A 21,873-nucleotide genomic window follows, 5' to 3' on the forward strand; every position below is an offset into this window, starting at 1 on the left:
GTGGCATCTATTGTCACTGGCTGTTACCAGTGCTCACTCTAGACTCAAATAAGCTCCCCGCCGAACATCTGTTGGGCGGCACAACCACCCAAGGGCCGGCCACCGTGGAAAACCTCAAACAATTCAATAGCTTCGCCGAGTTCTACCCTTATTACCTGAGCGAACATGGCAACAGCACCTGCCGGCGCCTGCATTTTATCGGCACCACCCTCGTGATCGGCATTCTGGCGTATGCCATCGGCCGCGGCTCATTGGGCCTGCTGCTGGCGTTGCCAATCGCGGGTTACAGCTTTGCCTGGGTCGGCCACTTCTTCTTTGAAAAGAACCGCCCGGCCACGTTTCAACACCCGTTCTACAGCTTGCTGGGCGATTTTGTGATGTACCGCGACATGATTGTGGGCAAGGTGCCTTTCTAACCGCTAAAGGTGCCTTTCTTGAGGAAGGTGCCGTTTCAGGGTGTGACCTCTTGTCACTTGTGTAAAAGCATGAAAATTCGTACATAAGCTGACATAAAATTCTTTTTGTCATTTTCAGTGCTGTATCCTGCCAAGGCTTTTTGAGAGCGCGGAATCACCTGCGATTGAAAAAACAGATCTTGCGAGGAGCGACGACGATGCACGAGATACCTAATCTCCCCTTCCCAAGCCTGCACCCAACTGAGCAGCCAACACCGCAGCAGGCCAGCAACAAACAGCCTGAGGCCAAAGAAGCAAAACCAGTCGACAGCAAAAGCCAGGACTGACGCCGTACCAGACCGTGTGGAAAGCGCCCCTTCAAGCGCTTTCCACACTGCCTGAATGATGAGATACCCGCCATGACCGATGACTCCCCCAACACCCCTTCCGATACCCCGGATGCTGCTGTTCTCGACGCTGCCTTGCAGATGATCGAAGTCTGGAACCGCCTCAGCGCCGACAAACAAGCCCTGCTGCTCAAGCGCTTCGGCACCCAGGAAAATGCCTTGGCCGCCCTGGTGACCACGCAAATGCTGGCGCCCGCCAAATCCTGATGGTTGTGATCTGAAGTTTTTGACGTTTTGCCGCCCGGCCCGGCCCCAGCGCCGGTATCATTAGCAGCCTATCTTTTACCTGCTGCGACAGTGGACCTCTCCCATGCCAGATACCCAGCGCCCCATGGCGGTCACGCTGCAAGTCGTTTCCATCGTGCTGTTCACCTTTATTGGCTACCTGAACATCGGCATTCCCCTGGCCGTTTTGCCGGGCTATGTCCATAGCCAACTGGGCTATGGCGCAGTGATTGCCGGGCTGGTGATCAGCGTGCAATACCTGGCCACGCTGCTGAGCCGTCCGTACGCCGGCAAAATCATCGACAACCTGGGCAGCAAGCGCGCAGTGCTGATCGGCTTGGTCGGTTGCGGCCTGAGTGGCGTGTTCATGTTGCTGGCGGCGTGGTTTTCCAGCTTGCCGGCCTTCAGCCTGATCAGCCTGCTGATCGGGCGACTGGTACTCGGCAGCGCGGAAAGCCTGGTGGGCTCGGGCGCCATCGGCTGGGGGATCGGCCGCGTCGGCGCCGCCAATACGGCCAAGGTTATCTCGTGGAACGGCATCGCCAGTTATGGCGCGCTGGCCGTCGGCGCACCGCTGGGGGTGCTGCTGGTCAGTCACTTCGGGCTGTGGAGCATGGGCGTCAGCATCATCCTGCTGGCGGTCGTCGGCGTGCTGCTGGCCTGGAACAAGGAAGCGGCGCCCATCGTGGCCGGCGTACGCCTGCCGTTCATGAACGTGCTGGGCCGGGTGCTGCCCCACGGCTGCGCGTTGGCGCTGGGCTCGATCGGCTTTGGCACCATCGCCACGTTTATCACCCTGTATTACACCACCCAACATTGGGACAACGCGGTGTGGGCACTGAGCCTGTTCGGCGCCAGTTTTATCGGTGCACGCCTGCTGTTCGGCAATTTGATCAACCGTATCGGCGGCTTTCGCGTGGCGATTGCCTGCCTGTCGGTGGAAATCTTCGGCCTACTGCTGCTGTGGCTCGCGCCGGACGCCCACCTGGCCTTGGCCGGTGCGGCGTTGAGCGGCTTTGGTTTTTCCCTGGTATTTCCGGCGCTGGGGGTGGAGGCCGTCAACCTGGTGCCAGCCTCCAGCCGCGGTGCGGCGGTAGGGGCTTATTCACTGTTTATCGACTTGTCGCTGGGTATCACCGGCCCGCTGGCGGGAGCGGTGGCGGCAGGCTTTGGTTTTGCGTCGATCTTCCTGTTCGCCGCCCTCGCCGCCTTGGGCGGTTTGCTGCTGAGTGTGTATTTGTACCGGCAAGCGCCCAAGGCCCGCGAAGCACGCGACGCTTAGAAATCCACCTTGCCGCGCCCGGCCTTGATGCTGCCGCGCTTGGTCTTGGACTCCAGGCGACGCTTTTTCGAGCCCAGGGTGGGCTTGGTCGGGCGGCGCTTCTTCTCGACCTTGGTGGCGCTGAGGATCAATTCCACCAGGCGCTCCAGCGCATCCGCGCGATTCTGTTCCTGAGTCCGGTATTGCTGGGCCTTGAGCACCAGCACGCCGTCACTGGTGATACGGCTGTCACGCAGCGCCAGCAGCCGCTCCTTGTAGAACTCCGGCAACGATGACGCCGGAATATCAAACCGCAGGTGCACCGCGCTCGACACCTTGTTGACGTTTTGCCCACCGGCGCCCTGGGCGCGAATGGCGGTCAGCTCGATCTCGGCATCGGGCAGGTGCACGTTGTTGGAAATTACCAGCATCACTCAAAAACCTTAGGCAACGGACAAGCCTAACTCGGACAACAACATCGACGCCTGGGCTTTGGAAATCACGGCGCCTTTGAACAGTTTGGCATCATTGAGGCGAAAGCCGCTTAAATCCGCACCGCGCAAGTCGGCACCAGCGAAATTGGCGCCGTTGATACGGGCGTGAGCGAGGCTGCATTCGATCAATTGCGCCTTGCGAAAGTCTGCATCCGACAAGTCGCTGTCGGAGAAATCCAGGTTATTCAGCACGGTTCGCGCAAACGACAAACCGGACAAAAATGCACTGTTGAGCCGGGTTTCACTGAAGCTCAGCCCCAGCGACGCACAGTGAGTGAAGTTGGCGCCGGTCAGCTTGCAGTGGGCAAAACTCGCTTGGGACAATTTGCTGCGCTGCCAGCGGGTGTTGTTCAGGTCGCAGCTGTTGAACTGCGCTTCCAGCAGGTTCGCCGCTTCGAATACCGCATGGGCCGCGCGGCAACTGATCCACTGAGTGCCTTCAAGGCGCGAGCCGAGAAAAGAAGTCTGGACCAGAATGCAGCGTTCGAACACCCAGTGGTCCAGCACCATTCGCGACAGATCGGCACCACTCAAGTCGACGCCCATCAGCCGCAACGGGCCGTTGTGCTGGTCGATCAGGTCTTCCAGATCAGAGCGCTGCAAGGTGCCGCCGTCGATATCTGTGTGCTGCATGGGGCCTCCGGGCAAGGGTCTGTTTAAAACGAGGGGGCGAGTCTAACCCGCCCACGCCAACAAAAAACCCGGCAAAGTGCCGGGTTTTCTATTTACGCGAAACGCCCTACTCCAGAACCGTCCGAACTGTGTTCTGAACCGTTTGCGCCTTGCGCTTGTTCTTGATCCAGTAGCACAGCCCCATGAACGCTACCCACACCGGGATGGCGTACACCGACACCTGAATCCCCGGGATCATCAGCATGATCACCAGGATAAACGCGACGAATGCCAGGCAGATATAGTTACCGTAGGGGTACCACAGTGCCTTGAACAGCGGCACTTGGCCGGTGCGGTTCATGTGCTGGCGGAACTTGAAGTGGGAGAAGCTGATCATCGCCCAGTTGATCACCAGCGTAGCCACTACCAGCGACATCAGCAGTTCCAGCGCATGCTGCGGGATCAGGTAGTTCATCAGCACCGCCACCAGGGTGATCGCCGCCGAGGCCAGGATCGAACGCACCGGCACACCGCGCTTGTCGATCTTCGCCAATGCCTTGGGCGCATCGCCCTGCTCAGCCATGCCCAGCAGCATGCGGCTGTTGCAGTAGGTGCCGCTGTTGTACACCGACAGCGCTGCGGTCAGCACCACGAAGTTGAGGATGTGCGCGGCCGTGTTGCTGCCCAGCATCGAGAACACCTGCACGAACGGGCTGCCGCTGTAGGCATCGCCGGACGCGTTGAGGCTTGCCAGCAGGCTGTCCCAAGGCGTGAGCGACAACAGCACCACCAGAGCGCCGATGTAGAAAATCAGGATGCGATAGATGACCTGATTGATCGCCTTGGGGATCACAGTGCGTGGCTGGTCGGCTTCGGCGGCGGTAAAACCGAGCATTTCCAGACCGCCGAACGAGAACATGATGATCGCCATGGCCATCACCAATCCGCCCACACCGTGCGGGAAGAACCCACCGTGGTCCCACAGGTTACTCACCGAGGCTTGCGGGCCGCCGGTGCCGCTGACCAGCAAATAGCTGCCAAGGGCGATCATGCCGACGATGGCCACTACCTTGATAATGGCGAACCAGAATTCGGCCTCACCAAAGACTTTGACGTTGGCCAGGTTAATCAAGTTGATCAACACGAAAAACGCCGCTGCCGAAACCCAGGTCGGAATCTCCGGCCACCAGTAGTGCACGTACTTGCCGACAGCGGTCAGCTCCGACATGCCGACCAGAATGTACAGAATCCAGCAGTTCCAGCCCGACAGGAAGCCGGCGAAACCGCCCCAGTACTTGTGGGCAAAATGGCTGAAGGAGCCGGCGACCGGCTCTTCGACGATCATTTCGCCGAGCTGGCGCATGATCATGAAGGCGATAAAGCCGCAGATGGCATAGCCCAGGATCATCGACGGGCCGGCGGATTTGAGCACCCCGGCCGAGCCCAGGAACAGGCCGGTGCCGATGGCGCCCCCGAGGGCGATCAACTGGATATGCCGATTTTTCAGGCCGCGTTTCAGCTCGCCTGAAGAGGAATGGGGTCCACTCATGAAAAGGGTCTCACGCAAGGTTTGATGATGTTGAATGCACGTTGCTGCCTTGAGTCTCGACTCAAGCAGCGCTGCTCAAACCCCAGCGCAGGCACCAGGAGTACAGCGTCTTTCTAACGGTCATGCGTCACCTGTTTGTTTTTATCTGTGACGAAATCGAACCCGTCCGGCTCGTGGCCAGGCGGAGTGATCAGGGTGGGTAAACCCTGAGGTCTTGGCCTTTTGCGTAGGTACGCAAGGGGGTCACAGTAAAACGCGGCGCATTGTACACCGCTCGACAGCTTCGGGCCGACCCCGGAAGACGCCTGTGACAATCTGTCAGGCATTCCTTACAGCCTCTTACGCCTCAATCATTGCGCGCCTTTCTCGTAAATTAATCGTTACAGCACGGAAAATAAGCGTTACAGCCAAGCTTCAACTGTCTGAAAACGGAAAAATGTCAGTCGGAAATTTCCGGTCGGTTACCCGCTCCAGCCCGTTGTTTTTTCTAAATAAAAGACAGCGTCAAAAAAACAGAAGAAAAAGTCCAAATGAGACCGTGTCAATAAATATTTTGCATTCCGAAACACACTCTCCTAGGTTCTTTCACTTGCCAGCGAAGCCCGTTGGCAAGCCGTTCTCAAACAACGTCCTCTAGGAGATACACCATGCAAGCACTGGAAAACGACCTGGAAACCGAACTGCAACTCGACGATTGGTTTGAAGCGCCGACCCATGAGGCCGCCGTTGAAATGATGCAAGCCGATGCCGTTGTGCCGTTTGGCACTGCGATGTGGCCTTTCTAACACCCGGCAGGCATCCGGCAGGTGCTGTGCACGGCACCTGCCCCCTTACCCAAGGCACAGAAGGACACCCGTCATGGACAAGGCCCGCGCCGTCGAACACTTTCTCTACTACCTCGCGCACCACCCGGCTCTTAACGGCCTGAGCCGCCCTACCGTGCTACTGGGCCATACCGAACGCTACAACGCCATCGCCCAGGCAATTACCCACGGCAGTGCCGCCCGATTCAATTTCCAGGTGCAGCGCCTGGACCTGGCCGCCAGCGACACCCTGGCCCAGGCCATCGAAGCCTGCGACCTGTACCTGTTTCTCTACGATTCCTCGACCCTGCCCAACCCACGCGCCGAAGGCCCGGATTTTATCCGCGCCCTGCAAGGCGTGATGGCGGAGCACTGGAAGAAATCCCTGCTGTTCAAGGATTACGGCGACTACTTCTACGACACCTTCAGCGTCGAGCCGCAGCGCATTGCCGACCTCAACGCCACGCTGATCCGCCGCATGTCCCAAGCCAACGTGCTGAGCTTCACCGACAAACACGGCTCACGCCTTGAAGCGCCGATGAGCAGCATCAAGAAGTGGACCAACATCAACGGCGTCGGCAACCACGACCTGGCGCCGGGCGAAATTGCCACCCACAGCGAAGCCATCAATGGCCAGGTGCGGTTTGTCGGCACCTTCCTCAGCACCATCCCGTTTGCGCGCAAATACGGCGTGCTGCAATCGCCGTTGGAACTGTGGATCGAGAATTCGACGATTTGCAGCGTGGCCAGTGACGTGCCGGGGCTGGCAGAGGATTTCAACAAATACCTGAACGCCAACCCGTCCAACCGGCGTGTGGAGGAGTTGGGGATTGGCACCAATGAAGGGGTCAAGGATTTGTATGCGCGCAATGCAGGCTTCGAGGAGCGCCATTGCGGTTTGCACCTGGGGTTGGGCGGCGGGCAGAAAGGCAGCCATCACTTGGACCTGATCTTTGCCAGCGGGGTGTTGGCGCTGGATGACAAGCCGGTGTTTGACGGGACTTTTGCGTTCTAGAGCAGCGTCAGAATCACAGAGATCCCTGTGGGAGCCGGGCTTGCCCGCGATGACGGTGGGTCAGCCTATCTATTTGTCGACTGATATACCGCCATCGCAGGCAAGCCCGCTCCCACAGTGGATCGCATTGCAAATTCAGAGCAAAAAAAAACGCCAACCCTAAGGTTGGCGTTTTTGTGCAGCACTTACATCACTGCGGCTTCTTGCGACCAAAACCCGGGCGCTGGCCGGAACCGGCCGGGGCGCCACGGCGCTTGCCCGACGGCTCGTCCGCAACCAGTTTCAGGCCTGGGCGCTTTTTCGGCGCTGGCTTGGCTGGACGCTTGGTGTTGGCGCTGTCGGCTGGGCGATCGGATGCCGGAGCACCACGGCCTTCGCCACGGTTACCGCGACCGCCGGTTGGCGCTTCGCCACGGCCCGCTGGACGCGGTGCGCGTGGAGCACGCTCGCCTTCCTGACGGGACGGCGCGGTTGGGCGGCGCTCGCCTTCGATCTGCGGCTCACGGGAGATACGACCGCCGGTGGCCGGTGCATTCAGCGCCGGGCGCAGGGTACGGGCAACGCGTTCGGTACGGGCCACAGGACGCGACGATTTACGCTGCATACGCTCAAGCTTGTCTTTGCTCTTGGCGTTCATCTGCGGCATCGCGACCGGCGTCAGGCCAACTTCAGCGCTGAGGATGTCAACTTCGTACTGGCTCATTTCGCGCCAGCGGCCCATCGGCAGGTCGGAGTTCAAGAACACCGGGCCGAAACGCACGCGCTTCAGGCGGCTGACCACCAGGCCCTGGGATTCCCACAGGCGACGTACTTCACGGTTACGGCCTTCCATCACCACGCAGTGGTACCAGTGGTTGAAACCTTCGCCACCTGGCGCCTGCTTGATGTCGGTGAACTTGGCCGGGCCGTCTTCAAGGACTACGCCGGCTTTCAAGCGCTCGATCATCTCGTCATCGACTTCGCCACGTACACGCACCGCGTATTCACGGTCCATCTCGTAGGAAGGGTGCATCAGGCGGTTAGCCAGTTCACCGTCAGTGGTGAACATCAGCAAGCCGGTGGTGTTGATGTCCAGACGACCGATGTTGATCCAGCGGCCTTCTTTGGGCTTAGGCATCTTGTCGAACACGGTCGGACGGCCTTCCGGGTCGTCACGGGTGCAGATCTCGCCATCGGGCTTGTTGTACATGATGACGCGGCGCACCGATTCGGCGGCCTCTTCACGCTTGATGACCTTGCCATCAATGGTGATTGCATCGTGCAGGTCGACGCGCTGGCCAAGGGTGGCTTCAACGCCGTTGACCTTGATGCGCTTCTGGGTGATCCAGGCTTCGACGTCGCGGCGTGAGCCCACGCCGATACGTGCCAGCACCTTTTGCAGTTTTTCACCTGCTGGGCCGATTTCCTGGCTGTCGTTCTGGTCTTGGTCGTTCATCTTAAGCACCTCCCGGTGGGTCGATTCAGGCGTGGCCTGAAGAGTGTTGAAAGCGGGGCTTTGGGCGAATACCTCGCCAAAGGGTCGCGAATCATACGCGCATGGCGCGCGTTGCGCATCAGAGACTAGTCGATTAGGGCGCAGTCATTTGCTTTTCCGCCGACCGGTGGCGCCCAGCGCCAGCAGGCGCAGCTCGGCTTCGGCCAAAACCGTGCGTTTGTGGACCTTGTCGAGTTTCTTCCAGGCGCGGATCTCGCGCTTGCTGCGGCCGCAGCCGACGCAGATGTCATCGCTGAACTTGCAGATGCTGATGCAGGGGTCTTTGGTTGAACTCATTTGAATCCTCCCAGGCAACGGGTTTTCTGTGGGAGCTGCTCGCCTGCGATGGCGTCACCTCGGTGAAACACAAAGACCGAGTCGCCTGTATCGCAGGCAACCCAGCTCCCACATTTTGACGCGGCGTCAGTCTTCGAACTGACGCCGCTCGGCCTCGATGGCCTCAGCCAGCGCCCGGGCTTCGTCTTCCTCGTCGCTCAACGGCGGTTGTTCGAGGGCGGCGACGGCAGCCAGGAGTTTCTCACGGGCCTCGGCGACACCGAGGATGTCTTCCTCAGGCCCGGGCTCAGACTCAACTTCAATGTCGACCTCAGGCCCGGGCTCAGACTCAACTTCAATGTCGACCTCAGGCACCGTTTCAACGTTCACCTGGGTTTCAGGCTCGGCAGCCCCATCCCGCAACAAGTCGTCGAAGTCGGTCTTGATTCCCTGCTCCATGTCGTCCAATTCCAGCAACAAGGTGTGGAAACTGGTTTCGTCCTTCGGCTCTTCCGGCTCGGCCGTGGCGTCGGCCAGCTCTTGCAGGCTGGCGGGGACCGGCGCGTCGTCGAAGTCCAGCACCGGGTCCGGCTCCATCTCGCGCAGCTCGGCCAGCGGCGGCAGGTCGTCGAGGTTTTTCAGGTTGAAATGGTCGAGGAACACTTTGGTGGTGGCGAACATCGCCGGTTTGCCGGGCACATCGCGGTAACCGACGATACGAATCCACTCGCGCTCCAGCAACGTCTTGACGATATGGCTGTTGACCGCCACGCCGCGCACATCTTCGATCTCGCCGCGCGTGATCGGCTGGCGATAGGCGATCAGCGCCATGGTCTCGAGCATCGCCCGCGAATAACGCTGCGGGCGCTCTTCCCACAAGCGGCCGACCCACGGGGAAAACTTCTCACGGATCTGCAGGCGATAACCCGACGCTACTTCGCGCAGCTCAAAGGCGCGGCCGTCGCAGGACTTGCGCAAAATCTCCAGCGCCTTCTTGAACACCGGCGGCTCAGGACGTTCAGCCTCTTCAAAGAGTTCGAACAAGCGCTCCAGGGATTGCGGTTTACCCGAGGCCAGGAGAAAGGCTTCCAGCAACGGGGCCAGTTCGCGGGGTTCAGTCAAATTCATCGATTCAGCTCTTTATTCGGCTCGCGCCCGCACGTGGATAGCCGCAAAAGGCTCATTCTGGACCAGCTCGACCAAGGACTCCTTGACCAGTTCAAGGATCGCCATAAAGGTCACCACCACCCCCAGGCGCCCTTCTTCTTTGGTAAACAGCTCAACAAACGGCACAAAGCCGCCGCCCTTGAGGCGTTCGAGCACATCACTCATACGCTCACGGGTCGACAAGGCCTCACGGCTGACCTGGTGGCTTTCAAACATGTCGCCACGGCGCAGCACCTCGGCCATGGACATCAACAACTCCTCCAGGCTGACGTCCGGCAACAACTTGCGCGCCCGGGCTTCCGGGGCGTCGAGCTTGGGCACCACCACATCACGGCCAACGCGGCTCAAGCCGTCGATGCCTTCGGCGGCCGCCTTGAAGCGTTCGTACTCCTGCAGGCGGCGGATCAGTTCGGCGCGCGGGTCGTCTTCTTCCGCTTCGATGGTTTCCGAGCGCGGCAACAGCATGCGCGACTTGATCTCGGCCAGCATGGCGGCCATCACCAGGTATTCAGCGGCCAGCTCCAGGCGCACCGACTGCATCAGCTCGACATAGCCCATGTATTGGCGAGTGATTTCCGCCACCGGGATGTCGAGGATGTTGATGTTCTGCTTGCGGATCAGGTACAGCAGCAAGTCCAGCGGGCCTTCGAAGGCTTCAAGGAAGACCTCCAGTGCGTCGGGCGGGATATACAAGTCCAGCGGCATTTCCATGACCGCCTGGCCGTAGACCATGGCAAATGGCAGTTCCTGCTGGGCACCGGCCTGGCTGTCGACGGTTTCCGCGACCGACATTCAGGCCTCGACCATGAATGGCGTTGGGTCGCCACAGCCCACTCGCACCACTTCCGGTTCACCGTCAGCGAGGTTGATCACGGTGGAGGCCTTGTTGCCGCCGTAGCCGCCGTCGATGATCAGGTCGACGTGTTTTTCCAGCAGGCGGCGCATTTCGTGCGGGTCGTACAGCGGCTCGGTTTCACCGGGCAAGATCAACGACACACTCATCAACGGCTCGCCCAGTTCAGCGAGCAATGCCAGGGCAATCGGGTGCTCCGGCACCCGCAAGCCGATGGTGCGCTTCTTCGGGTGCAGCAACAGGCGCGGCACTTCGCGGGTGGCATTCAGAATGAACGTGTAGGGCCCCGGCGTGTGGGCCTTGAGCAGGCGGAACGTGCCGGTGTCGACCTTGGCGAACAGACCCAACTGGGACAGGTCGCTGCAGATCAACGCGAAGTTGTGGTTCTTGTCGAGGTCACGCAGGCGTCTTACGCGCTCTACCGCGCTCTTGTCGCCGATCTGGCAACCAATTGCGTAGGACGAATCCGTTGGGTAGATCACCACGCCACCGGCGCGAATGATCTCCACGGCCTGTTTGATCAGGCGCGCTTGAGGGTTTTCCGGATGAATCTGGAAGAATTGACTCACGTGTTCTACCTGTTCAGACGGTGGCAATAATGGGGTCATGCTTGAATCGCCCCCACAAAAGCGGCAGGTCGTCCGGGACCTGGCGATATTCGCCAATCTCGGACCAGCCGCCTGGGCCATGAAAATCACTGCCGGCGCTGACCAGCAGACCAAATTCGCGCGCAAGAATCGCCAGGCTACCCACCTGTTCGGCGGGTTGATGCCCGTTGACCACTTCAATTGCGTGGCCGCCCGCTCCAATATAGTCGGCAATCAGCTTGCGGCGCTTGCTGCGGGTGAAATCGTAATGCCAGGGATGCGCCAGGCTGACCCAGGCCCCGGAGGCTCGCAGGGTCCCGACGGTATCTTCCAGCGTCGGCCAGTGTTGCTTGACGTCGCCCAACTTGCCGGCCCCCAGCCATTTACGAAAGGCTTCGGCGCGATCTTTGACAAAACCTTCACGCACCATCCAATCGGCAAAGTGCGGACGGGCCGGTGCGTTGCCGCTGTCACCCAGTTCTTGCTGGATGGCGCGGGCGCCGTCCAGCGCATTGGGCATGCCTTTGAGGCTGAGCTTGCGGCTTATTTCTTCGGACCGCAGCCAGCGGCCATCGTGCAATTGAGCAATGGCTGCCACTAAAGCCGGGGCGTTTTGATCGAAGCCGTAGCCGAGCACATGAATGGTGGCGCCGCCCCAGGTGCAGGACAATTCCACGCCGTTAACCAATTGCATACCCAGGCCATGGGCCGCTTCGCGGGCTTCATCGAGCCCTTCGAGGGTGTCGTGGTCGGTCAACGAAAGGACTCGCACGCCTTTTTCAAACGCACGCGCAACCAGTACCGCGGGCGCCAGGGCGCCGTCGGAGGCCGTGCTGTGGCAGTGCAAATCAACATTCACGGAAGTGTGTAACCTCAAGTCAGCTGGCGCTTTCGCTACCAAGGATGTTTGTTATTATGCCGCCACATCCAGCTTCTGGCTCTTACTGTGAAACAATTCATCGACTTCATCCCGCTGTTGCTGTTTTTCATCGTTTACAAACTCGACCCCAGGGTCATCGATCTCGCCGGCCATGAGCTGACAATCGGGGGCATCTACAGTGCCACCGCCGTGCTGATCATCAGCTCGGTAGTGGTCTACGGCGCCATCTTCATCTCCCAGCGCAAACTCGAGAAAAGCCAATGGCTGACCCTGGTTGCCTGCCTGGTCTTCGGCAGCCTGACCCTGGCCTTCCACAGCGAAACCTTCCTTAAATGGAAAGCCCCGGTGGTGAACTGGCTGTTCGCCCTGGCGTTCATCGGCAGCCATTTCATCGGTGACCGCCTGTTGATCAAGCGGATCATGGGCCACGCACTGACCCTGCCCGAACCGGTATGGACGCGTTTGAACGTGGCCTGGATCGTGTTTTTCCTGTTCTGCGGCGCCGCCAACCTGTTCGTGGCCTTTACCTTCCAGGACTACTGGGTCGACTTCAAGGTGTTCGGCAGCCTGGGCATGACCGTCTTGTTCCTGGTCGGCCAGGGTATCTACCTGTCGCGCCACCTGCATGACACTGACTCTACTACGCCAAAAACCGAGGACTGACATGCTTTACGCCATCATTGCTACCGACGTTGCCAACTCGCTGGAAAAACGCCTGTCTGTACGCCCGGCTCACGTCGAGCGTCTGAAACAGCTGCAAGCCGAAGGCCGCATCGTACTGGCTGGCCCACATCCGGCAGTGGACAGCAATGACCCGGGCGACGCCGGTTTCACCGGCAGCCTGATCGTCGCCGAATTTGCCTCCCTCGCCGACGCCCAGGCCTGGGCCAAAGCCGACCCGTATGTGGCGGCGGGCGTCTACGCTGACGTGGTGATAAAGCCGTTCAAGCAAGTCCTGCCTTGACCTACCGTTCGTGAGCTGGATCGCGCCGAACCAATTGCATTCGGCGCGCTCCTAATTGCTCATTATTCTCGGTAACCTGCCGACAACGTTCTGAATATTCGTGTGGAATCAGGAGTTCCGATGCGCTTACGTCAGTTGTGTTTGTTGGCAGTGTTAATGATCGGGGCTACCGCCCACGCTGAAGAAACCTCGAACACCGGCAGCTCCACGCCCCTGTCCTTGAGTGCCGGCAGCCAGATCACCGAGTTGCAGCAACGCTTGAAAGAAAGCGAACGGCTGCGTGAAGAACTGAGCAAACAACTGCAAAGCGCAGATACTGCGCGTGAAAGCGCCCAACTGAGTCGCTTGCGTCAGGAGAACCAACGCCTGGCCCAGCAACTCAAAGAAACACAGGGCGGCACCTTGACCCGATGGCTGACCGAGCAACAGCAGTGGTTTGTCACCGGCGGTGCCGTCGCACTGATCGCGTTGCTGTGCGGGATCTTCGCCAGCGGTGGGCACCGTCGCCGTCGACAATGGCTAAATTGAGTGAGTCATGAGCGAGCTGTTACTGATAGATGATGACCAGGAGCTCTGCGAGCTGCTGACCAGTTGGCTAAGCCAGGAAGGTTTCCAGGTGCGCGCCTGCCACGACGGCTTGAGCGCCCGCAAAGCCTTGGCCGACAGCGCCCCCGCGGCGGTGGTACTCGACGTGATGCTGCCCGATGGCAGTGGCCTGGAGTTGCTCAAACAATTGCGCAGCGACCACCCGGAATTGCCGGTGTTGATGCTCTCGGCCCGAGGCGAGCCACTGGACCGGATTCTCGGCCTGGAACTGGGCGCGGACGATTACCTGGCCAAACCCTGCGACCCACGCGAGCTCACCGCCCGCCTGCGCGCCGTGCTGCGCCGCAGCCACCCGGCTGCCGTGTCGAGCCAGCTGGAGCTGGGTGATCTGTGCTTCAGCCCGGTGCGTGGCGTGGTCACCATCGATGAGCAGGAATTTGCCCTTACCGTCTCCGAAAGCCGCCTGCTGGAAGCCTTGCTGCGCCAGCCCGGCGAACCGCTGGACAAGCAGGAACTGGCGCAAATTGCCCTCGGCCGCAAGCTGACCCTTTACGATCGCAGCCTGGACATGCACGTCAGCAACCTGCGCAAGAAAATCGGCCCGCACCCGGATGGCCGGCCACGGATCGTGGCACTGCGTAGCCGGGGCTATTACTACAGCCTCTGAAATCGGGAGCCTGTGGCTCCCGGTTTTGTCAGTTCACCCCAAACCCCTCTTTACCCAAGCTTTACCGTCCCCTGACCGCCGCTGACCTTGATCTCCGTAATCTACTCACATCCGGACTCACCGGAATAGAGACAGGAGAATCACCATGCGCAAGACCCTTATCGCTCTGATGTTCGCCGCTGCCCTGCCGACCGTTGCCATGGCCGCAATGCCAGAAGGCCCAGGCCCGATGGGCGGCCCAGAAGGCCACATGATGGGTGGCCCGGGCCACGGCGGTGAACACGGTCCGCGTGGCAAAGGCGGCCCCTTCAGCCAGTTGGACCTGACCAAGGAACAGCGCCAGCAAATCGGCAAATTGATGGGTGACCAATGGCACGCCCGCAAAGACCTGGTCAAAAAGTACCTGGACAAGCTGCCAGCCGCTGACCAGAAAGCCATGCAGGATGAAATCGCCGCCGGCAAACAGAAAACCCAGGCTGACATCCGTGCCGTGCTGAAACCCGATCAACAGAAGAAATTCGACGAGATCGTCAAGAAACAGGCCGAGCGCCGCGCCGAGTGGAAGGAATTCCAGGCCTGGAAAGCGCAACAGCCGCAAAAAGCGCAATAATGCTCTAGCGTTACCTACCCAGCCCAGTGGCCCTCGCCGCTGGGCTTTTCCTGTTTGAGGGTTTCCTGTGCGTTCATTGTTCTGGCGCATCCTGGCCAGTTTCTGGCTGGCCATCGCCTTGGTTGCCGGGTTGTCGATCCTGCTTGGGCATATGCTCAACCAGGACGCCTGGATTCTCAGCCGCCACCCCGGCCTCAACAACCTGGCGCAAGAGTGGACCCAACTCTACGAAGCGCAAGGCGAAGACGCCGCCCAGGACTTACTGCAACAGCGCAAGCGCCAGTATCACATCGACGTGCAAGTGCTGAATGAAAGCGGCGAGCCGGTAGTGCGTGGCACCTTCCCGAAGCGCGCCGCCGCCTTCGAAGCTCGGCAGAATGACAGCAAGGACGGCCACCTGCCCTGGCGCCGGCTGACCGCCGAGTACACCAGTGAAAAAACCGGCGACACCTACCTGCTGATCTATCGCATTCCGCACCCGGAACTCGACGAATGGCACCGCAGCAGCCTGACCTGGCCCTTGAGCGCGCTGGCGATTGCGCTGGTGGTGCTGACACTGTTCAGTTTGCTGGTGACGCTGTCCATTACCCGCCCGCTCAGCCGACTGCGCGGCGCGGTGCATGACCTTGGCCAAGCCACCTACCAGCAGAACAGCCTGGCGCAGCTGGCTAACCGGCGCGATGAGTTCGGCGTGCTGGCCACTGACTTCAACCGCATGGGCGCGCGCCTGCAAAGCCTCATCGGCAGCCAGCGCCAGTTGCTGCGGGACGTGTCCCACGAACTGCGCTCGCCCCTCGCCCGCTTGCGCATCGCCCTGGCCCTGGCCGAACGCGCCAGCCCCGAAGAACGGGAAAAGCTCTGGCCGCGCCTGACCCGCGAATGCGACCGCCTGGAAGCGCTGATCAGCGAAATTCTGGTATTGGCCCGCGTCGATGCCGACAACGCCAGTGCGGAAGAGGTGGACCTCAACCCACTGCTCAAAACCCTGCAAAAGGACGCCCAACTCGGTGCCCCGGACCAGACGGTGCAGCTGTCGGCTGACAACGAGCTGCACCTTAAGGGCTGGCCGACCATGATCGAACGCGCAGTGGATAACTTGCTGCGCAACGCCCAACGTTTCAACCCGCCAGGCCAGCCGATTGAGTTGAAGGCCCAACGCCAGGGCGAGCGCATTCTGATCAGCGTGCGCGACCATGGCCAAGGCGTTGACGCCGAACACCTGAGCCAACTCGGCGAGCCGTTCTACCGCGCGCCCGGCCAGACGGCCCAAGGCCACGGCCTGGGCCTGGCGATTGCGCGTCGCGCAGCAGAGCGCCATGGTGGCAGCCTGATCCTGGCCAATCACCCCGACGGCGGTTTTATCGCCAGCATCGACCTGCCGCTGGTGCCCGGAGTTGTCACACCCGTGTGAGGATCTTCTATAGTGGCCCTTCTCTTACGGAGGGCCTTTGATGACTGACCTGCTGACTCCCATCCAAGCCGCACTCGATTTACCGCAAGTCGCGCTGACCTTTACCGAAGCCGGCGCCCTGCCCTCGACCTTCGCCGTGACCGAACTGGCGGCCGCCAGTCTCGGTGCCGCCGGCCAAGCCGTCGCCCAACTTATTCAGCAGCAGACCGGGCGCTTGCCCAGCGTCAGCGTGGACCGGCGCCTAGCCTCCTTCTGGTTCTCGTCCTCGATTCGCCCGGTGGGTTGGCAAGTACCGCCGCTGTGGGACCCGGTCGCCGGCGACTATGCCTGCGCCGATGGCTGGATTCGTTTACACACCAATGCGCCCCATCACCGCGCGGCCGCCGAGCGCGTACTCGGCAAGGTCAATGACCGTGCCGAGATGGCCAGCCACGTCGCAACGTGGAACGCGGCAGAACTGGAGCAGGCGATTGTCGATGAAGGCGGCTGCGCAGCGCAGATGCGTTCGTGGCAGGCCTGGCAAACCCATCCGCAGGGGTTGGCGGTCAATGCGCAGGACCTGGTGCAGCGCCGGACCTTCGATGCCACGGCCGACAAACCCTGGCTCGGTTCCGTGGCGCGGCCGTTGGCCGGCATCAAGGTGCTGGACCTGACCCGCGTACTGGCCGGCCCCGTGGCCAGTCGTTTCCTCGCCGGCCTAGGCGCCGATGTCCTGCGCATCGACTCACCCAGCTGGAACGAGCCGGGCGTGGTGCCGGAAATGACCCTGGGCAAACGCTGCGCTCGCCTGGACCTGAAAAGCCCCCAGGACCGGCAGATTTTCGAAAGCCTGCTCAAAGAGGCCGACATCCTGTTCCACGGCTACCGCGCCGATGCCCTGGAGCAACTCGGCTACTGCGCCGATGACCTGCAAACCGTCGCCCCCGGCTTGATCGACGTAAGCCTCAATGCCTACGGCTGGAGCGGCCCATGGCGTAATCGTCGCGGCTTCGACAGCCTGGTGCAGATGAGCTGCGGGATTGCCGACGCGGGCATGGCCTGGAAACAGTCGGATAAACCGGTGCCGCTGCCGTTGCAGGCGCTGGATCACGCCACCGGGTATTTGATGGCGGCCAGTGCGATTCAGGCGTTAAGCGAGCGCTTGAAAACCGGGCGTGGCGGTTCGGCGCGGTTGTCGTTGGCACGCACCGCGAAGCTGTTGGTGGAGGCCGGGCAAGTGCCGGAGCAACCGGCGTTGCGGGCTGAAGACGCGGGCGATCAGGGTGTGTTGGTGGAGCAAACGGCCTGGGGCCAGGCCCATCGTTTGCTCGCGCCGGTGACCATCAGTGGCACGCCTTTGCAGTGGGATTTGCCAGCGGGGGAATTGGGGTCTCACCGGCCACAGTGGTGATTTGAAAACCGCTTTCGCGAGCAAGCCCCCTCCCACACTTTACCGAGTACATCCTTTGGAATACGGTCAAAATGTGGGAGCAGGCTTGCTCGCGAAGAGGCCCTGGCAGACGCTATCAATCCGCCCGACTCAACGACGTCCACAAATGCTGCGCGGCATACGCCCGCAAAGGCCGCCACGCCTCAGCCCGCGCCAACAATGCGCGCGCGGTTACCGGCCCACCTTCCAACGCCGCCAGCGCATTGATCAATCCGATATCCCCCGAGGCAAACGCATCCGGCTCGCGCAACTGGCGCATGGCGATGTACTGCGCAGTCCAGTCGCCGATTCCCGGCAACGCCACCAGCCGCGCCACGCCCTCCTTCAGGCTGGCTTTGGGCTCAAATAACTGCGGGTCATCCAATAAAGCCTGGGCAACACCCGATAAGGTGCGACCCCGAGCCTTGGGCATGCCCAACGTCGCCAGGTCCGCCGCTGCCAAGACGTCGGGCGTCGGGAAAACATGGGTGATACCGGCGTGTGGCGTGTGCAACGGCTGGCCATACTGCGCCACCAATTTACCCGCCAGGCGAATGGCCGCCACCACCGTGATCTGTTGCCCCAGCACGGCACGAATCGCCAGTTCCAGACCGTCCCACGCACCCGGCACGCGCAGGCCAGGACGGCCAGCAACAAGCTGCGCCATTAACGGGTCGGCGGCCAGTTGCGCATTGATCAATTGCGGCTGGGCATCCACATCGAACATCGCCCTCAAGCGCCGCTCGATCTCGGGAAGCGCGGCGGTGTCCGGAAACTCGACGTCGACCTCCAGCCAATCCCCGGCCCCCGGCGCAACACTGATCCAGCCGTGGGAACCTGCGACGCTGATGCTGCGCCGATACACACCGGCCTCGACAATCTCCAACCCGCTGATTGCCCGCAAGGATAAAAAGTCCACCATCGCCGCCCAGTCATAGGGTGGCTGATACGCCAGTCTCACAACGACAATACCCCGCTGTACAGCCCATACGCCGCCAGCCCCGCGCCCGCGACCACGCAACTGAAAATGCCTTTTTCCATGTGGGTAAACAAGGGCTGGCCCTGCTCGCGCTTGGCCAGGGCAAATAGAATCACACCGGGCGCATACAGCAGTGCCGAGAGCAGCAGGTACTTCAAGCCGCCTGCGTACAGCAGCCATACCGCGTAGCCGAGGGCAATCAGGCTGACCAGCAAATCCTTGCAGCGCTGGCGCGGGGCGCCGTCATAGGTTTCGCCGCGCCCGCTCAACAGCACTGCATAGGCTGCCGACCACAGGTAGGGCACCAGAATCATTGACGAGGCCAGGTAGATGAGGTTGGTGTAAGTGCTGTGGGAAAACAGCGTGATGACCAGGAAAACCTGGATCATTACGTTCGTCAGCCACAACGCGTTGGCCGGCACCTGGTTGGCGTTTTCCTTTTTCAGGAAGGCCGGCATGGTCTTGTCATGGGCCGTGGCGTAAAGAATTTCTGCGCACAGCAGCGCCCAGGACAGCAAAGCCCCCAGCAACGACAACGCCAGGCCGATGCTGATCGCCACCGCGCCCCAAGGTCCGACAATATGTTCCAGCACACCAGCCAAGGATGGGTTCTGCAATTGCGCCAGTTCCGGCTGGCTCATGATCCCCAGCGACAACACATTCACCAGCACCAGCAGCGCCAGCACCCCAAGAAACCCGATCAGCGTGGCCCGGCCTACATCCGAGCGTTTCTCGGCCCGCGCCGAATACACACTGGCGCCCTCAATGCCGATGAAGACGAACACGGTGACCAGCATCATGTTGCGCACCTGATCAACCACGCTGCCGAATTGCGGATTGCCCAAGCCCCAGATATCGCGGGTGAAGATATCGGCCTTGAACGCGACGGCGCTGATGACCACAAACATCACCAGCGGCACGATCTTCGCCACGGTGGTGATCTGGTTGATGAACGCCGCCTCCTTGATGCCGCGCAGCACCAGAAAATGCACAGCCCACAACAACAGCGACGCGCAGCCAATAGCGACCGGCGTATTGCCCTGGCCGAACACCGGGAAGAAGTAACCCAGGGTGCTGAACAGCAACACGAAATAACCGACGTTGCCCATCCAGGCACTGATCCAGTACCCCCAGGCGGACGAGAAACCCATGTAATCGCCAAAACCGGCTTTGGCGTAGGCATACACCCCGGCATCCAGTTCAGGTTTGCGATTGGCCAGCGTCTGGAACACGAAGGCCAGGGTCAACATGCCGACGGCGGTGATCGCCCAGCCGATCAACACGGCGCCCACTCCGGCGCGCGCGGCCATGTTTTGTGGCAAGGAGAAAATCCCACCGCCGATCATCGAGCCCACCACCAGGGCGATCAGCGCGCTGAGACGGAGTTTCTCGACCGATTCAGACATAACAACTCCTACAGAAACAATAATTGAGCGGACAACCGTGTACTCAACTAATTCATTCAGCGAGTGCAACGTTTATTTAAGACGGTAATAAAACCCACAGGCTCATAACATAACGGCATGAAAGTTTGTAAAGTTTAGGCTTATTAACAATTTAAAGACGCAGGCCTTTGGCCGCTATCTAGCGAGCTTCTCGGCGCGTTGTTTAAAAGTTTGCATATTCTGCAAAACAGACTAGTTTCAAACGTCCATCACACGGACTAAATCATTAGTCATCACGCAGAGACCGCTCTAGAAAGCGTCTTCCCGATAAAAGTACCCCTCAAGTGCTTCCCCCCTAAGTCATTAATTCACAATGAAATGTGCCAATGACGTGATCTAAGTCAGCTGTTTGATCAGCGCACAGAATTATTCTGTGGTCTCTCTTCTCCTGCATTGGAGTCATGCAATGTCTGAATCTCCCGGAAAACTTCGACTGGGCGCACTGGTTGCCTTGGTCGTGGGTTCAATGATTGGCGGCGGGATCTTCTCACTTCCGCAAAATATGGCGGCCAGTGCCGATGTCGGCGCGGTGCTGATCGGTTGGGTGATTACCGCCATCGGCATGCTGACCCTCGCTTTCGTGTTCCAGACCCTGGCCAATCGCAAGCCTGACCTCGACGGCGGGGTGTATGCCTATGCCAAGGCCGGCTTCGGCGACTACATGGGCTTCTCGTCCGCCTGGGGGTACTGGATCAGTGCCTGGCTGGGCAACGTCGGGTACTTCGTGTTGCTGTTCAGCACCCTCGGCTATTTCTTTCCGATCTTCGGCGAAGGCAATACGCCTGCGGCGGTGATTGGCGCCTCGGTATTGCTGTGGGCCGTGCACTTTCTGGTGCTGCGCGGGATCAAGGAAGCCGCGTTCATCAACCTGGTGACCACCGTCGCCAAGGTGGTGCCGCTGGTGCTGTTCGTGCTGATCGCCGTGTTCGCGTTCAAACTGGACATTTTCACCGCCGATATCTGGGGCGTGAAAAACCCGGACCTGGGCAGTGTGATGAACCAGGTGCGCAACATGATGCTGGTTACCGTGTGGGTATTCATCGGCATCGAAGGCGCGAGCATCTTCTCGTCCCGTGCGGAAAAACGCTCCGACGTGGGCAAGGCTACCGTCATCGGTTTTATCACCGTGCTGCTGTTCCTGATGCTGGTGAACGTGCTGTCCCTGGGGATCATGACCCAACCGGAATTGGCCAAATTGCAGAACCCGTCGATGGCCGCCGTGCTGGAGCATGTAGTCGGTCACTGGGGCGCGGTGCTGATCAGCGTCGGCTTGATCATCTCCCTGCTGGGGGCGCTGCTGTCGTGGGTGTTGCTGTGCGCGGAGATCATGTTCGCCGCCGCCAAGGACCACACCATGCCGGAGTTCCTGCGTAAGGAAAATGCCAACCATGTGCCGGTCAACGCCCTGTGGCTGACCAACGCGATGGTGCAGGTGTTCCTGGTGATCACGCTGTTTTCCGCCAGCACTTACCTGTCGCTGATTTACCTCGCCACGTCGATGATCCTGGTGCCCTACCTGTGGTCGGCAGCCTACGCCTTGCTGCTGGCGGTGCGCGGTGAGACCTACGAAAACGCGCTGCGCGAACGCAAGAAAGACCTGTTCATCGGCGCCGTCGCCCTGATCTACGCGATCTGGCTGCTCTACGCCGGTGGCACCAAGTACCTGCTGCTGTCCGCCCTGCTCTACGCGCCTGGCGCGATCCTGTTCGCCAAGGCCAAGCATGAACTGGGCAAACCGATTTTCACCAACGTCGAGAAGCTGATATTCGCCGCGGTAGTCGTGGGCGCCCTGGTGGCGGCCTACGGGCTCTACGCCGGCTTCCTGACACTGTAATTGTTCTCACT

General features: G+C 60.5%; 24 protein-coding genes. 13 read left to right on the top strand and 11 right to left on the bottom strand.

Translation table 11 applies throughout. From position 1 onward, the window contains the following. Window positions 1-104 precede the first annotated feature (104 nt). The 3 genes from ACDZ94_RS01660 to ACDZ94_RS01670 all read left to right on the top strand — a co-directional run bounded on the left by ACDZ94_RS01660 (window position 105) and on the right by ACDZ94_RS01670 (window position 2,309). Window positions 105-416, top strand: coding sequence for a DUF962 domain-containing protein (locus ACDZ94_RS01660; RefSeq protein WP_064455004.1), 312 nt, complete (start codon window positions 105-107; stop codon window positions 414-416). A 398-nt stretch (window positions 417-814) separates the two neighbouring features. Next, window positions 815-1,009, top strand: a complete 195-nt coding sequence (locus ACDZ94_RS01665; protein ID WP_064453885.1) for a hypothetical protein — start codon at window positions 815-817, stop codon at window positions 1,007-1,009. Between the two features lie 103 nt (window positions 1,010-1,112). Beyond that, entirely contained in the window at window positions 1,113-2,309 is a 1,197-nt protein-coding gene (locus ACDZ94_RS01670; RefSeq protein WP_064453886.1) for an MFS transporter, read from the top strand. Here the strand turns inward: ACDZ94_RS01670 and arfB are convergent. The 3 genes from arfB to ACDZ94_RS01685 all read right to left on the bottom strand — a co-directional run bounded on the left by arfB (window position 2,306) and on the right by ACDZ94_RS01685 (window position 4,943). Beyond that, a complete protein-coding gene (arfB, locus tag ACDZ94_RS01675) occupies window positions 2,306-2,719 on the bottom strand; it encodes an alternative ribosome rescue aminoacyl-tRNA hydrolase ArfB (protein ID WP_017847165.1) in 414 nt (137 codons plus the stop codon). The two genes, ACDZ94_RS01670 and arfB, sit on opposite strands and share 4 nt — an antisense overlap. 12 nt (window positions 2,720-2,731) lie before the next feature. Then, window positions 2,732-3,415 carry a pentapeptide repeat-containing protein gene (locus ACDZ94_RS01680; RefSeq protein ID WP_407016260.1) on the bottom strand — a complete coding sequence of 228 codons (684 nt, stop codon included), beginning with the start codon at window positions 3,413-3,415 and terminating at the stop codon, window positions 2,732-2,734. A gap of 106 nt (window positions 3,416-3,521) precedes the next feature. Next, window positions 3,522-4,943: an amino acid permease gene (locus ACDZ94_RS01685; protein ID WP_064453888.1), complete on the bottom strand. Its 1,422-nt coding sequence runs from the start codon at window positions 4,941-4,943 to the stop codon at window positions 3,522-3,524. A 647-nt stretch (window positions 4,944-5,590) separates the two neighbouring features. Between ACDZ94_RS01685 and ACDZ94_RS01690 the strand changes: the two genes are divergently transcribed. Together ACDZ94_RS01690 and ACDZ94_RS01695 are read left to right on the top strand one after the other, a co-directional pair. Next, complete coding sequence (locus ACDZ94_RS01690) at window positions 5,591-5,728, top strand: hypothetical protein (RefSeq protein ID WP_003175756.1); 138 nt, start codon at window positions 5,591-5,593, stop codon at window positions 5,726-5,728. Window positions 5,729-5,801: 73 nt separating this feature from the next. Next, the gene (locus ACDZ94_RS01695; RefSeq protein WP_262666155.1) at window positions 5,802-6,761 is read left to right on the top strand and encodes a leucyl aminopeptidase; all 960 of its coding nucleotides are present in this window, start codon (window positions 5,802-5,804) and stop codon (window positions 6,759-6,761) included. Between the two features lie 190 nt (window positions 6,762-6,951). On the opposite strand, the gene rluB is transcribed toward ACDZ94_RS01695, so the two are convergent. From rluB to ACDZ94_RS01725, 6 genes are all read right to left on the bottom strand, one after another. Further along, window positions 6,952-8,196 carry a 23S rRNA pseudouridine(2605) synthase RluB gene (gene rluB / locus ACDZ94_RS01700; protein WP_262666156.1) on the bottom strand — a complete coding sequence of 415 codons (1,245 nt, stop codon included), beginning with the start codon at window positions 8,194-8,196 and terminating at the stop codon, window positions 6,952-6,954. Window positions 8,197-8,340: 144 nt separating this feature from the next. Continuing rightward, window positions 8,341-8,532, bottom strand: coding sequence for a DUF1289 domain-containing protein (locus ACDZ94_RS01705; RefSeq protein WP_432750988.1), 192 nt, complete (start codon window positions 8,530-8,532; stop codon window positions 8,341-8,343). Window positions 8,533-8,658: 126 nt separating this feature from the next. Then, window positions 8,659-9,639, bottom strand: a complete 981-nt coding sequence (scpB, locus tag ACDZ94_RS01710; RefSeq protein ID WP_432750989.1) for an SMC-Scp complex subunit ScpB — start codon at window positions 9,637-9,639, stop codon at window positions 8,659-8,661. 12 nt (window positions 9,640-9,651) lie between these two features. Then, window positions 9,652-10,350, bottom strand: a complete 699-nt coding sequence (locus ACDZ94_RS01715; RefSeq protein ID WP_169875663.1) for a segregation and condensation protein A — start codon at window positions 10,348-10,350, stop codon at window positions 9,652-9,654. 120 nt (window positions 10,351-10,470) lie between these two features. Continuing rightward, entirely contained in the window at window positions 10,471-11,100 is a 630-nt protein-coding gene (locus ACDZ94_RS01720) for an L-threonylcarbamoyladenylate synthase (protein WP_064453893.1), read from the bottom strand. 13 nt (window positions 11,101-11,113) lie between these two features. Beyond that, a complete protein-coding gene (locus ACDZ94_RS01725; RefSeq protein WP_064453894.1) occupies window positions 11,114-11,977 on the bottom strand; it encodes a PHP domain-containing protein in 864 nt (287 codons plus the stop codon). 87 nt (window positions 11,978-12,064) lie between these two features. Here ACDZ94_RS01725 and ACDZ94_RS01730 point away from each other — a divergent pair, with 87 nt between their 5' ends. The 7 genes from ACDZ94_RS01730 to ACDZ94_RS01760 all read left to right on the top strand — a co-directional run bounded on the left by ACDZ94_RS01730 (window position 12,065) and on the right by ACDZ94_RS01760 (window position 17,586). Then, entirely contained in the window at window positions 12,065-12,661 is a 597-nt protein-coding gene (locus tag ACDZ94_RS01730; RefSeq protein ID WP_064453895.1) for a septation protein A, read from the top strand. Window position 12,662: 1 nt separating this feature from the next. After that, window positions 12,663-12,962, top strand: coding sequence for a YciI family protein (locus tag ACDZ94_RS01735; RefSeq protein WP_015885584.1), 300 nt, complete (start codon window positions 12,663-12,665; stop codon window positions 12,960-12,962). 120 nt (window positions 12,963-13,082) lie between these two features. Next, entirely contained in the window at window positions 13,083-13,490 is a 408-nt protein-coding gene (locus ACDZ94_RS01740; protein ID WP_064453896.1) for a hypothetical protein, read from the top strand. A gap of 7 nt (window positions 13,491-13,497) precedes the next feature. Then, a complete protein-coding gene (locus ACDZ94_RS01745; RefSeq protein ID WP_064453897.1) occupies window positions 13,498-14,175 on the top strand; it encodes a response regulator transcription factor in 678 nt (225 codons plus the stop codon). A gap of 145 nt (window positions 14,176-14,320) precedes the next feature. Continuing rightward, window positions 14,321-14,785 carry an LTXXQ domain-containing protein gene (locus ACDZ94_RS01750; RefSeq protein WP_017139156.1) on the top strand — a complete coding sequence of 155 codons (465 nt, stop codon included), beginning with the start codon at window positions 14,321-14,323 and terminating at the stop codon, window positions 14,783-14,785. A 67-nt stretch (window positions 14,786-14,852) separates the two neighbouring features. Next, the gene (locus ACDZ94_RS01755) at window positions 14,853-16,196 is read left to right on the top strand and encodes a sensor histidine kinase (RefSeq protein WP_064453898.1); all 1,344 of its coding nucleotides are present in this window, start codon (window positions 14,853-14,855) and stop codon (window positions 16,194-16,196) included. 40 nt (window positions 16,197-16,236) lie between these two features. Further along, window positions 16,237-17,586, top strand: a complete 1,350-nt coding sequence (locus ACDZ94_RS01760) for a CoA transferase (RefSeq protein WP_432750990.1) — start codon at window positions 16,237-16,239, stop codon at window positions 17,584-17,586. A gap of 115 nt (window positions 17,587-17,701) precedes the next feature. On the opposite strand, the gene ACDZ94_RS01765 is transcribed toward ACDZ94_RS01760, so the two are convergent. Further along, complete coding sequence (locus tag ACDZ94_RS01765) at window positions 17,702-18,565, bottom strand: DNA-3-methyladenine glycosylase family protein (RefSeq protein ID WP_432750991.1); 864 nt, start codon at window positions 18,563-18,565, stop codon at window positions 17,702-17,704. Further along, complete coding sequence (gene arcD / locus ACDZ94_RS01770; protein WP_064453901.1) at window positions 18,562-19,989, bottom strand: arginine-ornithine antiporter; 1,428 nt, start codon at window positions 19,987-19,989, stop codon at window positions 18,562-18,564. Before arcD (ACDZ94_RS01770) ends, ACDZ94_RS01765 begins: the two co-directional genes overlap by 4 nt. Window positions 19,990-20,434: 445 nt before the next feature. On the opposite strand from arcD (ACDZ94_RS01770), the gene arcD (ACDZ94_RS01775) reads away from it, so the two are divergent. Further along, window positions 20,435-21,862 (top strand): arginine-ornithine antiporter, encoded by a 1,428-nt coding sequence (gene arcD, locus ACDZ94_RS01775; RefSeq protein ID WP_064453902.1) that lies wholly within the window; start codon window positions 20,435-20,437, stop codon window positions 21,860-21,862. The last annotated feature ends 11 nt before the right edge of the window (window positions 21,863-21,873 follow it).

The organism is Pseudomonas sp. UBT (assembly GCF_050915955.1).
Classification (GTDB): Bacteria; Pseudomonadota; Gammaproteobacteria; order Pseudomonadales; family Pseudomonadaceae; genus Aquipseudomonas; species Aquipseudomonas antarctica_A.

What these genes read in the sequence shown, in the direction of transcription:
- rluB (WP_262666156.1), bottom strand. Translation starts at nt 8,196, where the DNA reads ATGAACGACCAAGACCAGAACGACAGCCAGGAAATCGGCCCAGCAGGT.
- ACDZ94_RS01750 (WP_017139156.1), top strand. Translation starts at nt 14,321, where the DNA reads ATGCGCAAGACCCTTATCGCTCTGATGTTCGCCGCTGCCCTGCCGACC.
- ACDZ94_RS01680 (WP_407016260.1), bottom strand. Translation starts at nt 3,415, where the DNA reads ATGCAGCACACAGATATCGACGGCGGCACCTTGCAGCGCTCTGATCTG.
- arfB (WP_017847165.1), bottom strand. Translation starts at nt 2,719, where the DNA reads ATGCTGGTAATTTCCAACAACGTGCACCTGCCCGATGCCGAGATCGAG.
- arcD (WP_064453902.1), top strand. Translation starts at nt 20,435, where the DNA reads ATGTCTGAATCTCCCGGAAAACTTCGACTGGGCGCACTGGTTGCCTTG.
- arcD (WP_064453901.1), bottom strand. Translation starts at nt 19,989, where the DNA reads ATGTCTGAATCGGTCGAGAAACTCCGTCTCAGCGCGCTGATCGCCCTG.
- ACDZ94_RS01690 (WP_003175756.1), top strand. Translation starts at nt 5,591, where the DNA reads ATGCAAGCACTGGAAAACGACCTGGAAACCGAACTGCAACTCGACGAT.
- ACDZ94_RS01735 (WP_015885584.1), top strand. Translation starts at nt 12,663, where the DNA reads ATGCTTTACGCCATCATTGCTACCGACGTTGCCAACTCGCTGGAAAAA.
- ACDZ94_RS01745 (WP_064453897.1), top strand. Translation starts at nt 13,498, where the DNA reads ATGAGCGAGCTGTTACTGATAGATGATGACCAGGAGCTCTGCGAGCTG.
- ACDZ94_RS01670 (WP_064453886.1), top strand. Translation starts at nt 1,113, where the DNA reads ATGCCAGATACCCAGCGCCCCATGGCGGTCACGCTGCAAGTCGTTTCC.
- ACDZ94_RS01740 (WP_064453896.1), top strand. Translation starts at nt 13,083, where the DNA reads ATGCGCTTACGTCAGTTGTGTTTGTTGGCAGTGTTAATGATCGGGGCT.
- ACDZ94_RS01685 (WP_064453888.1), bottom strand. Translation starts at nt 4,943, where the DNA reads ATGAGTGGACCCCATTCCTCTTCAGGCGAGCTGAAACGCGGCCTGAAA.
- scpB (WP_432750989.1), bottom strand. Translation starts at nt 9,639, where the DNA reads ATGAATTTGACTGAACCCCGCGAACTGGCCCCGTTGCTGGAAGCCTTT.
- ACDZ94_RS01760 (WP_432750990.1), top strand. Translation starts at nt 16,237, where the DNA reads ATGACTGACCTGCTGACTCCCATCCAAGCCGCACTCGATTTACCGCAA.
- ACDZ94_RS01705 (WP_432750988.1), bottom strand. Translation starts at nt 8,532, where the DNA reads ATGAGTTCAACCAAAGACCCCTGCATCAGCATCTGCAAGTTCAGCGAT.
- ACDZ94_RS01695 (WP_262666155.1), top strand. Translation starts at nt 5,802, where the DNA reads ATGGACAAGGCCCGCGCCGTCGAACACTTTCTCTACTACCTCGCGCAC.
- ACDZ94_RS01665 (WP_064453885.1), top strand. Translation starts at nt 815, where the DNA reads ATGACCGATGACTCCCCCAACACCCCTTCCGATACCCCGGATGCTGCT.